The sequence below is a fragment of the Dyadobacter sp. 3J3 genome (genome assembly GCF_009801115.1).
Classification (GTDB): domain Bacteria; phylum Bacteroidota; class Bacteroidia; order Cytophagales; family Spirosomataceae; genus Dyadobacter.
Map to the genome: position 1 here is coordinate 35,387 of NZ_VTOL01000010.1, position 13,882 is coordinate 49,268.

Here is a 13,882-nt window from a genome sequence, read left to right on the forward strand (position 1 = left end):
ATCAACAAAGTAAATTCAGGAAAATATGCATCAGGAAGCACGGAAACAATTTAACCAGTCATTTTCTGAGGAAAAATACCAGCAGCTTACAAATAAAATTCAAACAGATTATCCGGATCAACTTGATTTTCGTGTGGCTGAAACGCCCGTTTTCATTCCAAAAGATTTAAAAAATAAATTGATTGAAGCTTGTGACGAAATCATTGAAACAATTGTTTCTGATGATTTTAAATCAAAAACGGATCGCGCTATTCCTGCTGACCAAAATGTCCCAAATGAAAATGGACATACCTCGTTCATCGCTATCGACTTTGCTGTTTGTAAAGACGAAAATGGCACATTGGTACCAAAATTAATTGAGCTACAAGGATTTGCTTCACTTTATACTTACCAGGGTTATCTGTCAGAAACATTCAAAAAATATTTTCCAATCCCGGAGAATTTTCAATATTCTTTCGGCTCTGAAAACTTTGAAAGCTATATCGAAGATTTAAAAAAACTGATGGTTGGTGAAGAAAATCCAGAGAATGTAATTCTGCTCGAAATATTTCCCGAAAAACAAAAAACAAGAGTTGATTTTGCTTTGACAGAAAAACTATTGGGTGTGAAAGCAGTTTGTTATACGAAATTGATCAAAGAAGGACGGAATCTTTTCTATGATAAAGACGGACAAAAGATCCAGATTAAAAGGGTTTACAACCGATTGATTTTTGATGACCTGAAAAACTATCCAGATCTGGAAACGAGCTACCACTTTACCGATGATGTGGATGTGGATTGGGTCGGTCACCCGAACTGGTTTTTCAGAATCAGCAAATTTACAATGCCTTTTCTAAAAGGCGAGTATATCCCGGAAACCCGGTTTCTGGCTGACTATGAAAATAATTTCCCTGCTGATCTTGAAAATTATGTCTTGAAACCGCTCTTTTCTTTTGCAGGAACCGGGGTTAAGCTTCATGTAAATAAGGAAATGTTAAATGAGATCAATGATCCTGAAAATTACATTTTGCAAAGAAAAGTTGTTTACGAACCCGTTGTACAGGCACCCGACGGACTTGTGAAATGTGAGGTAAGAATGATGTACGGCTGGCCGGATAATGAAGCCAAACCACAATTGTTAACGAGCCTTAGCCGACTAAGTCGTGGAGAAATGATTGGCGTCCGGTTCAACAAAGATTTCACCTGGGTGGGCGGGACAGCTTGTTTTTTTGAAAAATAAGTAATCTTATTTTTCAAAAAATATAATAAGCTAAGTATTTAAAATTAATACAGATAATAAAAAAAGTATAATAAGTATTAAATGCACATTTCACATCGTCAACATTTTTTTGATCATATTGCCCAAACATCCGACTTTCCGCTTGCCCTCGAAATTGAAAAAGCAGATGGCGTGTATATGTATGGAACAGATGGAAAACGTTATTTAGACCTTATTTCGGGTATTGGAGTAAGTAATGTTGGCCACAGACATCCGGAAGTTTTATCTGCTTTGCACGAGCAGCTGGACAAGCATATGCATTTGCTGGTTTACGGTGAGTTTGTACAAAGCACACAAGTTCAGCTTGCAAAAGCATTGACAGACACTTTAAATATTGAATCAGAAAACCCCTCTCCTTTTGGCAAAATAGATAATGTATATTTTACCAATTCCGGAACAGAAGCGGTGGAAGGTGCGATGAAACTCGCAAAGCGTTATACCGGACGGGTTGAATTTATTTCATGCTACAACGCATATCACGGTTCTACCCAGGGGGCATTAAGCCTTTCGGGAGCAGAATCTTTCAAACGGAATTTCCGTCCCTTATTACCCGGAATCAGAAATATTGAACATGGTGTTATTGAGGATTTGCAATTTATCACAACCAAAACGGCTGCGGTTATAATTGAAATAATCGGAGGAGAATCCGGCGTTCGTGTACCGTCTTTGGAGTATATCAAAGCGCTACGCAAAAGATGTACGGATACTGGTGCTTTGCTAATTCTTGACGAAGTGCAAACAGGTTTTGGGCGCACAGGTTCTTTCTGGGCATTTGAGCAATATAACATTTATCCTGATGTACTTTTAAGTGCAAAAGGTATGGGAGGCGGAATGCCTATCGGTGCTTTTATGGCTTCTCAAGAAATTATGAGCGTTTTTAAAAATAATCCGGTTCTGGGACATATTACAACTTTTGGCGGGCATCCGGTAAGTTCTGCCGCATCTCTTGCAGCGCTTCAGGTAACTTTAAAAGAAAATCTTGCTGAAAAATCTAAAGCAAAAGGAGAGCTTTTCAAATCCTTGCTAATTCATCCAAAAATTAAAGAAGTCAGAGGAAGAGGCTTAATGCTGGCGGCTGAAATGGATTCCTTTGAAATTTTAAAGAAAACCATTGACGCTTGTATCTCAAAAGGCGTAATTACCGACTGGTTTCTTTTTTGTGATAATTCCATGCGCCTTGCGCCTCCGCTGATTATCACAGAAGAGCAAATCCGAGAAGGATGCGCAGTGATAATAGAGGTATTGGAAGAATAAATTAGACATTACCAACCAAATTTATTTTACTGATTAATAAACTTTAAATTAGATCATGGCTAAGATAGAAAACGATATTCTTAGAATTGGCGTCAATGAACTTGGTGCAGAGCTTTGTGAAATCCATTCCAAAATTTCAGGAAAGGAATATATGTGGGATGCAAATCCGGACATTTGGAGCAGTTATGCACCCGTACTTTTTCCGGTTATTGGCGCCATTAAAGATGGTTATGTTTTGATTAAGGGACAGCAATATAAAGTACCCAGACACGGTTTTGTTAGAAATAACCCAAACGTCAAACTCGTTGAGCAAACTGAAAACAGCCTTACCTATGGTTTAAAATACAGCGAAAAAACATTGCTTATCTATCCATACGAATTTGAGTTTCTGATCACTTTTTCGCTTGACGGCAATAGGGTTACCGTAAGTCACAAGATCATAAATCATGGAGACGATACTATGCTTTTTTCTCTCGGCGGACATCCTGCTTTTAAATGTCCAGTCAATGAAGGTGAAGAATATGAAGATTATTACCTTGAATTTGAGAAAACGGAAAATGCAGCAACCTGGCTTTTGGAAAAGGACGGTCTGGTTGGAAAAACTACAAAACCGGTCATTGAGAATTCAAATATCCTGCCGTTAAAATCAGATATGTTTGATAACGACGCGCTGATATTCAAGGATCTGAATTCGACAAGCGTAAGTTTAAAAAGCAGGAAATCACCGCAATCCGTCCATGTGGATTATACAGGATTCCCTTATCTGGGAATTTGGGCAAAACCAAATGCAAAGTTTGTTTGTATTGAGCCCTGGCTCGGAATCGCCGATAATGCTGCCAGTGACCACAATTTTGAAACCAAGGAAGGCATACTCAATCTGGCTGCCAAAGGAACTTTTAATGCATCATATTCCATCGAAATTCAAGAATAATCTATGAAACAAGTATGCTTTACTATCGCTTTATTTTGTTTGTCAATTTTCTCTGTTTTCGGGCAGTCGAAATTAAAAATGGAAGATTTAAAGCAGAAAATTTCAGAAGAATTAGCAAAACATAAAGGATCTTATGCTATTGCTTTTAAGGATCTTAAAACTGGCGAAGAGTTTGGAATCAACGAGCACGAAACTTTTCATGCGGCAAGTACAATGAAAATGCCAGTCATGATCGAAGTTTTCAAGCAGGCTTCCCAGGGCAAGTTTAAACTAACGGATTCGATTACGATCAAAAATGAATTCAAAAGTATTGTGGATGGAAGTTTGTACAGTCAGGATTCCATTCAGGATAGTGATCATATTCTTTACAGGCATATCGGAGAGAAACGAGCCATCAAAGATCTGGTTTACGAGATGATTATCGTCAGCAGCAATTTTGCTACGAATATGGTAATTGATCTTGTTGGTGCTAAAAATGTAACGCAAACCATGCGTGATCTTGGTGCCAAAGATATTTTGATTCTTCGTGGCGTTGAAGATGCAAAAGCTTTTCAGAAAGGATTGAATAACACGACGAATGCTTACGATTTGCGATTACTTTTTGAAAAAATGGCCCTTGGCAAGATTGTAAATCAGAAAGCTTGCGACGCCATGATCAAGATTTTACTGGATCAAAAATTCAATGACGTTATACCCGGAAATCTTCCAAAAGATGTGAAAGTAGCTCACAAAACAGGTGGGCTTCCAAATATCCAACACGATAGCGGAATTGTTTTCCTTCCGGACGGGAGAAAATATATACTGGTAATTTTGTCCAGAGACTGGGAAAGTGAAGCGGCTAACAGGAAAATGCTGGCAGGAATTTCCGAGATGATTTATTTGAATTTGAAATAAGTGCTTCCGCTATGGCAGCAGAGCCTCCCGCTTATAGAAGAGAGAGGTTAAGTATAAACATTGGCTCCATAGAGGCCTCCTTCTGCTGAGATAATAGGAGGAGACTGCGATGCAGTTAATTTGGTTAATCGAGACCTATTTCTTTAAACATCTAATCCCTAAGAAATGTGGATCAGGTACACTCAAAATAATTTATATGTTCAATAAAAAAGGCCCCTGATGGAGCCTTTTTTATATAAATCCTGAAACTGTTAATATTAAACAGTTGCTGTAATTTGAGCATTTAATTTATCTTCCAAAGTAGTTTTAGGTACTACACCTACAACTTTATCTACCAACTGACCATTTTTGAAGATCATTAAAGTAGGGATGCTGCGGATACCGAATTTAGCAGGAATTGCAGAATTCATATCTACATCCATTTTACCAATAACAGCTTTTCCTTCATATTCGCCTGCCAATTGCTCAACAACCGGTCCGATCATTTTACAAGGACCACACCACTCTGCCCAGAAATCAACAAGTACAGGCTGATCGCCCTGAATAAGTTCTTCAAAAGTGCTATCGGTAATTTCAAGTGCTTTTCCCATGTCAATAAGTGTCTATTTTTTGTTATTAATTAGTTGACATAATAATGAAATTAGTGGTATAAAAGTTCCGGAATTCTTGAATTTCCGTTCTAATTAAGAAAAAATTTGACACCCAAAGAACCTTCAAGCGTTTTGAATAATTCGTTGGTTGGAGACACGCGATAACCACGCGAAACCATCTCAACTTCCAGTTGAGAATCAGGGTCTTTAACTGTGACATTCACAGGACATGGCCCTTGATTATTATTGAATGTTTCGTTTAACAACATGATAAACTGAGCATCAATCTGATCTAGGGTTAAATTAACTCTTATCTTTTTACACATCTTATCACGGATTTCAGTTAGCAATTGTATTGAAGAAATTTTAAACTCAAACTGATCTTCCTGTTTCCAGCGATTTTGTATTTTTCCTTTGATATACAGAAAGCGCCCAACTTCCAGATAGTTTTTAAACTTAACGCAATCTTCTCCGCCAAGGAGCATTTCAATCGACCCTCTGTAATCTTCCAGTTTAAAGATCATAAACGGATTTCCATTTTTAGACATCCGCTCAATTACACTTGTCACAATTCCACCTACACTAATATCTTTCCCGAAATTTCTTGGCGAACGTTCTCCCTCATGAATGGTGAGCAATTCATCCAGCGTACCGTTACAGAAATTATCAAGTTCAAGCCGGAAAGTATCCAGTGGATGTCCTGAAATATAAAAACCAACCACCTCCTGCTCATAACGTAATTTTGCAAGATCATCCCAGGGCTGCACATCAGCAGGTTTTGGCTTCACCATCAATGCTTCATTTCCACCAAATGCTCCAAATAAGGACGCCTGCGCAGAAGATTTTTCAGCATGATAATTATTGGCATATCGAATAAGACGCTCAATAAAAGTACCTACATCACCACCTGGTTCAGAGGTGAAATATTGTGCACGGTGATATTCTTCAAAACAGTCAAACCCGCCCGCGTAAGCCAGACTTTCAAGCGTTTTCTTATTAACAGTCCGGAGATTGACCCTTGTTATAAAATCAAAAATATCTTTAAACTCTCCATTCGCGTCTCTTTCTTCTATTATCGATTCAACAGCCGCATCACCACTTCCTTTAACTCCTGCAAGTCCAAATCTTATTTCTCCTCTGCTTGTTGCATTAAACTGGCGGTCCGATTCATTAATATCCGGGCCCAAAACTGTAATTCCCTGACTCTTACACTCTTCCATGAAGAATGTAATTTTTTCAATATTACCTAGCGAGCTTGTCAAAACCGCTGACATATATTCCGCTGTATAATGTGCTTTTAAGTATGCTGTTTGATAAGCAACAAAAGCGTAACAGGTCGAGTGGGATTTGTTAAAGGCATATGATGCAAAAGCTTCCCAGTCGGTCCAGATCTTTTCAAGTTTCTTCAAGTCCAGACCTTTTTCTTCCCCGCCTTTCATGAAATACCCTTTCATTTTATTCAGGGTTTCAATCTGTTTTTTACCCATTGCCTTACGCAAAGTATCCGCTTGGCCTTTGGTAAATCCACCCAGTTTTTGGGACAAAAGCATTACCTGTTCCTGGTAGACCGTAATCCCGTAAGTATCAGCCAGATACTCTTCCAGTTCAGGTAAATCATAAGTAATTTCCTCATGTCCGTTTTTCCTACGGATAAAATTTGGAATGTAGGCAATTGGCCCCGGACGGTATAACGCGTTCATCGCGATAAGGTGTTCAAAACGGTCAGGAATAAGATCCCGCATGTGTTTTTTCATACCATCGGATTCAAACTGGAAAATCGCGTTCGTCTCTCCTCTTTGGAAAAGCTCAAAAACTTTTGGATCGTCCAGTGGAATATCGTCGATTACGATTGAGATACTGTGATTTCGTTTGATCAGACGAAGTGCTTCTTTAATAATGGTCAGGTTTCGAAGACCCAAAAAGTCCATTTTAATAACACCCGCATCTTCAATAATTTTACCCTGATACTGGGTAATCAGAAAATTCGAATCCTTTGAAGTACTAACCGGAATAATCTCTGTCAGATCACTTGGCGCAATGATAATTCCGGCAGCGTGTATACCCGTATTCCGAACTGTACCTTCCAGCCTCCGTGCTTCCTGCAATACACTTGCCTGCAAGTCATTACCTGCAATAATCGCCCGGAGTTTTTTAACATTATCAAGTTCTTCCGGAGCAATTCCTTCTTTCTTCGACAAACTTCCCTCTCCTTCCAGCGGTGCAGAAAAAATCCTGGCCAACGTCATGTTATAGGCTGGCTTATCAGGAACCAATTTTACAAGCATGTTGGCGTCGGATAAATGCAAATCCATTACACGGGCAACATCTTTAATCGCTGATTTGGCAGCCATGGTACCATAGGTTACAATCTGGGCGACCTGGTTATAACCATATTTTTTTACAACATAATCGATTACTTTCTGGCGACCTTCATCATCAAAATCCGTATCAATATCAGGAAGTGAGATACGGTCAGGATTTAAGAAACGCTCAAAAAGCAGATCGTATTTAATAGGGTCAATATTGGTAATTCCTGTACAATACGCCACTACGGATCCGGCAGCAGACCCACGACCCGGACCAATGAATACGCCCATTTTCCGACCGGCATCAATAAAGTCAGCAACGATCAGGAAGTAACCTGGGAAACCCATATTACGGATTGTATTCAGCTCAAAGTTTAATCGATCTTCAATTTCAGCTGTAATCGTGCCATATTTGAACTTGGCTCCTTCAAAAGTTATATGCCGCAGGTATTCCCATTGGTTTAGCACATCCGCTGTCAGCTCTTTATTCCCAACCATTTCAGACAACCGGTGCGTCTTGAATTCTTCGGGAATCGGGAAGTTTGGCAGCAGGATGTCTTTATTAAGATTCAGCGTTTTGATCTTATCAACGATCTCATTTGTATTGTCTATCGACTCAGGTAAGTCGTTAAACAACTGCATCATTTCACTTGTTTTTTTGAAATAAAACTGATCATTAAAAAATGCAAAACGTGAGCCTTTCGGAATACCTTTGTCGTCATCAAAATCCTTTGCAGAAGGCGTACTCTGCTTATCTCCTGTGTTGATACAAAGCAAAATATCGTGGGCATTCCAATCTTCCTGATCTACATAATGCGAGTCATTGGAAGCAATAATTTTAACATTATATTTTCTTGCGAAACGAATAAGTACTTCGTTTACAATATATTGATCACGAATTTCATGACGCTGCAATTCAACATAAAAATCATCACCAAAAAGATCCAGCCACCATTTAAATTCCTTCTCAGCTTCGGCCTCACTTTTTCGGATAATTGTCTTAGGAATAATTGCTCCGATACAGCATGTAGTGGCGATAAGTCCTTTATGATATCTAACAATCAGCTCTTTATCAATACGCGGATATTTGCCATACATTCCCTCAATAAAGCCAAGAGAACACATTTTGACAAGATTTTTATACCCTATCTCATCTTTTGCCAAAAGCAGCTGATGATGGCGAACATCCTTTTTTTCTTTTGTAAACTGACGAATATGGCGGTCTTCCACCACATAAAATTCACAGCCAACAATGGGTTTTATACCTTGTTTATTACCCTCGGCCACAAACTCAAAAACACCAAACATGTTTCCATGATCGGTAATAGCAACGGCCGGCATGTTATCTTCTTTGGCTTTTTTGAAAAGCTTTTTGATATCAGCAGCACCATCTAGTAAAGAAAACTGAGTGTGGCAGTGTAAGTGGGAAAATTGCATATTTTTTATTTGAAGATTCGCTCAATTCTATCATTCACAAATTCTATCATTCAATCATTACAACTGAATATCTTCCGCTTCCGGATTAGCATCGTACAATATATAATTCATAAAATCAGTATAAGGTTTCAGCAACTTCATACCTTTTATAATGGAATCCGCGAAATCCTTTGAAGTCACATCTTTATCTGTGAACCGATGAATAAAGAAAAGTTGTTTTCTTCTCAACAATTCAATTTCCGGATGATCTTTCGGGTAACCTTTTGGTGCAGTTTTTAATGATTCACCGGAAATTTCAGGAAAGAATTCGCGAAAAGTTTTATCATGAATAATGCTTTTCAATTCATCTGCATTATAGTCAACTTCCTGACGATATTTTGCCAATTGTTCTGCCGTTGCGTCCCACATTCCTCCACCCAAAAACGATTGTCCATCCGGTTGGATATGCAGATAATAATCAACTTTGCCCGAACTTCTACCTCCCGGACCTATTCCCGCGCTTAAATCACTTTTATAAGGATCTTTATTTTTTGAAAACCGAACGTCACGATTGATCCTGAAAATACAATCTTTGACCTGCAAATTTCCTAAATCATGAAATTTACCAAGATCTGTTATTAAAGTACCAACCAGTTTTTCCAGATCTGCTTTGGAGTCGTCATATCGTTTTCTGTTTTCCAGAAACCATTCTCTATTGTTATTTTGAACTAAGTCAGTAAGAAATTTCAGTGTTGATGATTGAAGCATAAAATATATTCTGAGATAATAATCCGTTTTTCACGTTTTGTAAACCTTAGACAATTTACAAATATCAAATTTACCACGTTTTTCTGAATCAATTTAACGAATTTTACAATTCGAAAGAACGAAGTTTCTTTAAAACTCATAATCAACTGAAAATTATGAACGTTCAATTTTTGTCAAATGAAAAGGGTGAGAAGACTGCCGCTGTAATACCGATTGAATATTGGAACAAGATAAAAAAACAGCTTAAAATTGAAGAGCCTGATTTTTGGAACGGTCTTCCTGATCATGTCAAGGATGGAATAGAAAAGGCACAAAAGCAATTCTTCGCCGGTGAAACCAAGACAGACGATGAGGTAATGGATAGCTTTAAAAAGTATTTATGACATTTACCGTTCGTTGGACAACAGAAGCTGAAGAGAGCTTCCGTCTTATCATACACTATTTAGAAGAAAATCGATCAGAAAAGCAAACGCAAAAATTTGTAAGGATCGTAAGAAATAAAATTCGCAAAATTGCAGATTTCCCTCATATGTTCGAAGCTTCTGCTTCCAATTCTACTATTCGGAAGGGTGTTATTACTAAGCAATGTTTGCTCTTTTATCAAGTCGAAAATGATGTTGTAGTGCTACTTTATTTTTGGGACAATCGTCGAAAACCACGTTATTAAAATCGTGATGTATAATTATTATAATAAGTAATTTGTTATTAATTAAATGGCCAGAATTCTTACCGGGATACAAAGTAGCGGACTTCCACATTTGGGAAATCTTTTAGGCGCAATACAGCCTGCTATCGAATTATCCAAAAATCCACAAAACGAATCTTTCCTTTTCATAGCGGATCTTCATTCGCTGACTACCCTTAAAAACGGAACCGAACGTGAATTGTACGTTCGGTCGATTGCATCCACCTGGCTGGCATTTGGGTTTGATACCGACAAAAATGTTTTCTGGAGACAATCCCGGGTTCAGGAGCACGCAGAACTTTCATGGTATCTTAGCTGCTTCACTCCTTTTCCGATGCTTGCAAATGCGACTTCTTTCAAAGATAAATCTGAGAAACTTGCGGATGTAAATGCAGGATTATTTACTTATCCGGTTTTGATGGCAGCTGATATTTTACTTTACAACGCCAATATTATTCCTGTTGGAAAAGATCAAAAACAGCATCTGGAGATGGCAAAAGATATTGCTTCGCGCTTTAATAACCTTGCCGGAGAAGATATTCTGGTTTTGCCCGAACCGCTGATTGACGAACGAATGATGACCATTCCGGGTATAGACGGACAAAAGATGAGTAAGTCTTACAACAACTATATCAACATTTTTCTACCAGAAAAGGAATTGAAAAATGTTCTTAAAAAGATTGTTTCAGATTCTACTCCGCTTGAAGAACCAAAAGATCCTGACACGGATATAACGTTCAAAATCTATTCTTTGCTTGCCTCGGAAACGGAAACTGAAACCATGCGCCAGAATTATTTGAACGGAGGATATGGTTATGGCCACGCTAAACAAGCTCTTTTAGAAATAATTCTTGAAAAATATGCCGAACCGCGCCGTCTCTACAATTATTATATGGAGAACAATGATGAACTCGAAGGCATCTTGAAAACAGGTGAAGAAAAAGCCCGGATTATTGCCAGAGGAACAATCGAAAAAGTCCGCCGTGTACTCGGTTTTGGTGCATGACCCCGGCAATTCATGACCTTATTCACGAAGATCAACAGCTGTTTCTGTGGTTTAATGGCGAACATTTACCTTGGATAGATTCGCTTATGTACTGGGTGACTTATAAATTTACCTGGATTCCGATGTATTTGGTTTTGCTTTTTTTTACGATTAAAACAGAAAAGAAAAAGGCCATTGCAATAATAGTCACCGTTTTAGTGGCAGTAATTTTATCAGACAAGGTTGTATCAGGTGTGATGAAACCTTATTTTGAACGCTTTCGGCCTTGTCATGAACCTTTGTTGGCAGGTCTTGTACATAATGTTGGCGATTGCGGCGGTTTATATGGGTTTGCATCTGCACATGCTGCAACGAGTTTTTCATTGGCAATTGTGTGGTTTCAACTCACAAAAAAGAAGATGCGTCATGTAGGCTGGTTGTTTGCCTGGGCGGCTTTGTATTCTTACAGCCGGGTATATGTTGGCGTCCATTATCCTGGTGATATTTTCGTCGGGGCACTGGTTGGCCTCATCGTCGGCTGGATATGTATTCAACTTTATTTAATATTTTTTAAGAAATACTATCTTAATTAATTGATTTTTATTAATTTTGCGCAAATTTTAGTTTGGCCATGGGCTCTTTTAACACAGTAAAAATATTTTCAGGAAGTCAGTCGGAATACCTCGCAAAAGACATCGCAAGGTATTTTGGTAAAGAGCTGGGAGGCTACACATTGCGTAAGTTCAGCGATGGAGAATTGTCCCCAAGCTTTGAAGAATCAGTGCGCGGCTGTGACGTGTTTTTGATTCAGTCAACCTTTCCACCGGCGGATAATTTGCTTGAACTACTTCTCATGGTAGATGCAGCACGCAGGGCTTCCGCACATTATGTGACTGTGGTCATTCCTTATTTTGGGTATGCACGTCAGGACAGAAAGGACAAACCCCGTGTGGCAATAGCTGCAAAAGTGGTTGCCAATTTGTTAACAGCTGTTGGAGTGGATCGCTTAATGACGGTTGATCTTCACGCAGGACAAATTCAGGGATTTTTCGATTTACCTGTCGATCACCTGGAAGGGACGTCGATTTTTGTTCCATATATCAAATCACTGGGACTTAAAAATCTTTTGATCGCTTCACCGGATATGGGTGGCGCGGCAAGAGCCCGTAATTTCGCCAAGTTTCTGAACGTGGACATGATCCTTTGTGATAAACACAGAAAAAGAGCAAATGAAATTGCCAGTATGCAGGTGATTGGTGAGGTTGAGGGAATGGATGTGGTTTTGGTTGATGACCTTATAGATACTGGTGGAACCTTGTGTAAGGCAGCTGAAATCATCATGGGTAAAGGCGCCAATTCAGTAAGAGCAATCAGTACGCACCCGATCATGTCGGGTAAGGCGCACGAAAATATTGCAAATTCTGTTCTAGAGGAATTAATTGTTACAGATACGATCCCTCTTAAGCAACAGAATGACAAAATACGCGTATTGTCAGTTGCAGAGTTATTTGCAAAAGCGATCGGTCGTATTAGAGATCATGAATCTATTAGTTCTTTGTTTATAAATTATCAGTAAATTTTATTTTTTTTAACTTTAATAATTATTCTTATGAAAACGCATGAGATTGTAGGGTTTAGAAGAGCGAATCTCGGCAAGGTGGAAGCTCAGGAGTTACGTGCTCAGGGTTATGTTCCATCTGTGCTGTATGGTGGTACCGAACAAGTGCATTTTTACGCACCTGCTATGTTGTTCCGCACATTGCTTTTCACACCGGATGTTTTTAACGTTACCTTGAATATCGAGGGAACTATATATAATGCCATTTTACAGGAAAAACAATTCCACCCTGTAAACGATATGTTGTTACATGCGGATTTCCTTCAGATCATTGATGGCAAGGAAATTAAAGTTGATGTACCTGTGAAATTGACAGGAGCATCTTCTGGTGTAATGAAAGGTGGTAAAATGAACCAAAAATTGCGTAAATTGCGCGTACAAGGTTTAGCAGACAATATCCCTGATTACGTTGAAGTTGATGTAACTGAACTTGATCTTGGAAAATCTGTTAAAGTTGGAGCTATCAAGCCTGAAGGATTTGTTATCCTTACATCGATCAGCAATCCAATTGCCTCAGTTGAAATCCCTCGTGCACTTCGTGGTACGATCGGTAAATAATAAGTATTTTATTTTTCATGGCTAATAGATGCAAACGTGCCGACCTTTGGTCGGCATATTTGTTATATAGGGTTTTAGTTTTTCACTACATAACATCCGACTCCAGACAACCTGAACATTTTTATGGATAAACTTTTTAATGTAGACTGGCACGCCATGTTTATCCCCAGCTTATCGCTGCTGGAAATATTTTTGCGAGGGACCCTCACTTACTGGGTTATCTATCTTTGTATGCGATTATTTCGCAGAGGCACGGGACAGTTGAGTATAAGTGATTTGCTTCTGATTACAATGATTTCCGATGCCGCTCAAAATGCAATGGCAGGCACTTACAATTCAGTGGTAGAAGGTGCAGCGTTGATTCTGACATTGCTGTTCTGGGATTTTGCGATTGACTGGATGGGCTATAACAAAGTTATTTTTGGAAAATTTGCAAAGCCGGACCCAGTGCTATTAATCCGCAATGGCAGACTTTTACATAAAAACATGGAAAAGGAATTGATCGATGAAGACGAATTACTTGCGCTTTTACGTGAAAAAGATGTGGATGACTTCACAAAAGTGAAAACCTGTTATCTTGAAGCAACAGGAAATATCAGTGTTATTTTGAAAGAATGAT

The 13,882-nt window shown here is 38.7% G+C and carries 14 protein-coding genes; 11 read left to right on the plus strand and 3 right to left on the minus strand.

All coding sequences use genetic code 11. The annotated features are described in order from the left end of the window. Positions 1-25: 25 nt before the first annotated feature. The 4 genes from FZF08_RS21175 (at position 26) to FZF08_RS21190 (ending at position 4,337) form a co-directional block, all read left to right on the plus strand. Positions 26-1,219: a hypothetical protein gene (locus FZF08_RS21175; protein WP_159472932.1), complete on the plus strand. Its 1,194-nt coding sequence runs from the start codon at positions 26-28 to the stop codon at positions 1,217-1,219. Positions 1,220-1,300: 81 nt separating this feature from the next. Further along, entirely contained in the window at positions 1,301-2,512 is a 1,212-nt protein-coding gene (locus FZF08_RS21180; protein WP_159472935.1) for an aspartate aminotransferase family protein, read from the plus strand. 55 nt (positions 2,513-2,567) lie between these two features. Next, the gene (locus FZF08_RS21185) at positions 2,568-3,443 is read left to right on the plus strand and encodes an aldose 1-epimerase family protein (protein ID WP_229216634.1); all 876 of its coding nucleotides are present in this window, start codon (positions 2,568-2,570) and stop codon (positions 3,441-3,443) included. A gap of 78 nt (positions 3,444-3,521) precedes the next feature. Then, on the plus strand, positions 3,522-4,337 hold the full coding sequence (locus FZF08_RS21190) for a serine hydrolase (protein WP_229216635.1): 816 nt from the start codon (positions 3,522-3,524) through the stop codon (positions 4,335-4,337). 257 nt (positions 4,338-4,594) lie between these two features. Here FZF08_RS21190 and trxA read toward each other — a convergent pair whose 3' ends face one another. The 3 genes from trxA to FZF08_RS21205 form a co-directional block, all read right to left on the minus strand. After that, positions 4,595-4,927: a thioredoxin gene (gene trxA / locus FZF08_RS21195; RefSeq protein ID WP_159472941.1), complete on the minus strand. Its 333-nt coding sequence runs from the start codon at positions 4,925-4,927 to the stop codon at positions 4,595-4,597. 89 nt (positions 4,928-5,016) lie between these two features. Then, the gene (gene dnaE, locus FZF08_RS21200) at positions 5,017-8,670 is read right to left on the minus strand and encodes a DNA polymerase III subunit alpha (protein ID WP_159472944.1); all 3,654 of its coding nucleotides are present in this window, start codon (positions 8,668-8,670) and stop codon (positions 5,017-5,019) included. A gap of 57 nt (positions 8,671-8,727) precedes the next feature. Next, positions 8,728-9,417, minus strand: coding sequence for a DUF2461 domain-containing protein (locus FZF08_RS21205; RefSeq protein WP_159472947.1), 690 nt, complete (start codon positions 9,415-9,417; stop codon positions 8,728-8,730). 155 nt (positions 9,418-9,572) lie between these two features. On the opposite strand from FZF08_RS21205, the gene FZF08_RS21210 reads away from it, so the two are divergent. From FZF08_RS21210 to FZF08_RS21240, 7 genes are all read left to right on the plus strand, one after another. Next, positions 9,573-9,800, plus strand: a complete 228-nt coding sequence (locus FZF08_RS21210) for a hypothetical protein (RefSeq protein ID WP_159472950.1) — start codon at positions 9,573-9,575, stop codon at positions 9,798-9,800. Then, positions 9,797-10,084: a type II toxin-antitoxin system RelE/ParE family toxin gene (locus FZF08_RS21215; protein ID WP_159472953.1), complete on the plus strand. Its 288-nt coding sequence runs from the start codon at positions 9,797-9,799 to the stop codon at positions 10,082-10,084. The genes FZF08_RS21210 and FZF08_RS21215 overlap by 4 nt, the downstream gene beginning before the upstream one ends. Positions 10,085-10,130: 46 nt before the next feature. Continuing rightward, a complete protein-coding gene (gene trpS, locus FZF08_RS21220) occupies positions 10,131-11,108 on the plus strand; it encodes a tryptophan--tRNA ligase (protein ID WP_159472955.1) in 978 nt (325 codons plus the stop codon). Further along, positions 11,105-11,680, plus strand: a complete 576-nt coding sequence (locus FZF08_RS21225) for a phosphatase PAP2 family protein (protein ID WP_159472958.1) — start codon at positions 11,105-11,107, stop codon at positions 11,678-11,680. The genes trpS and FZF08_RS21225 overlap by 4 nt, the downstream gene beginning before the upstream one ends. A 38-nt stretch (positions 11,681-11,718) precedes the next feature. Continuing rightward, positions 11,719-12,663 (plus strand): ribose-phosphate pyrophosphokinase, encoded by a 945-nt coding sequence (locus tag FZF08_RS21230; protein ID WP_159472961.1) that lies wholly within the window; start codon positions 11,719-11,721, stop codon positions 12,661-12,663. Positions 12,664-12,696: 33 nt separating this feature from the next. Beyond that, complete coding sequence (locus FZF08_RS21235; RefSeq protein WP_159472964.1) at positions 12,697-13,263, plus strand: 50S ribosomal protein L25/general stress protein Ctc; 567 nt, start codon at positions 12,697-12,699, stop codon at positions 13,261-13,263. Positions 13,264-13,386: 123 nt separating this feature from the next. Beyond that, positions 13,387-13,881, plus strand: coding sequence for a DUF421 domain-containing protein (locus FZF08_RS21240; protein WP_159472967.1), 495 nt, complete (start codon positions 13,387-13,389; stop codon positions 13,879-13,881). Position 13,882 lies beyond the last annotated feature (1 nt).

Excerpts from the sequence above, each read along its gene's own strand:
- FZF08_RS21175 (WP_159472932.1), top strand. The coding sequence starts at position 26 with ATGCATCAGGAAGCACGGAAACAATTTAACCAGTCATTTTCTGAGGAA.
- FZF08_RS21180 (WP_159472935.1), top strand. The coding sequence starts at position 1,301 with ATGCACATTTCACATCGTCAACATTTTTTTGATCATATTGCCCAAACA.
- FZF08_RS21185 (WP_229216634.1), top strand. The coding sequence starts at position 2,568 with ATGGCTAAGATAGAAAACGATATTCTTAGAATTGGCGTCAATGAACTT.
- FZF08_RS21190 (WP_229216635.1), top strand. The coding sequence starts at position 3,522 with ATGGAAGATTTAAAGCAGAAAATTTCAGAAGAATTAGCAAAACATAAA.
- trxA (WP_159472941.1), bottom strand. The coding sequence starts at position 4,927 with ATGGGAAAAGCACTTGAAATTACCGATAGCACTTTTGAAGAACTTATT.
- dnaE (WP_159472944.1), bottom strand. The coding sequence starts at position 8,670 with ATGCAATTTTCCCACTTACACTGCCACACTCAGTTTTCTTTACTAGAT.
- FZF08_RS21205 (WP_159472947.1), bottom strand. The coding sequence starts at position 9,417 with ATGCTTCAATCATCAACACTGAAATTTCTTACTGACTTAGTTCAAAAT.
- FZF08_RS21210 (WP_159472950.1), top strand. The coding sequence starts at position 9,573 with ATGAACGTTCAATTTTTGTCAAATGAAAAGGGTGAGAAGACTGCCGCT.
- FZF08_RS21215 (WP_159472953.1), top strand. The coding sequence starts at position 9,797 with ATGACATTTACCGTTCGTTGGACAACAGAAGCTGAAGAGAGCTTCCGT.
- trpS (WP_159472955.1), top strand. The coding sequence starts at position 10,131 with ATGGCCAGAATTCTTACCGGGATACAAAGTAGCGGACTTCCACATTTG.
- FZF08_RS21225 (WP_159472958.1), top strand. The coding sequence starts at position 11,105 with ATGACCCCGGCAATTCATGACCTTATTCACGAAGATCAACAGCTGTTT.
- FZF08_RS21230 (WP_159472961.1), top strand. The coding sequence starts at position 11,719 with ATGGGCTCTTTTAACACAGTAAAAATATTTTCAGGAAGTCAGTCGGAA.
- FZF08_RS21235 (WP_159472964.1), top strand. The coding sequence starts at position 12,697 with ATGAAAACGCATGAGATTGTAGGGTTTAGAAGAGCGAATCTCGGCAAG.
- FZF08_RS21240 (WP_159472967.1), top strand. The coding sequence starts at position 13,387 with ATGGATAAACTTTTTAATGTAGACTGGCACGCCATGTTTATCCCCAGC.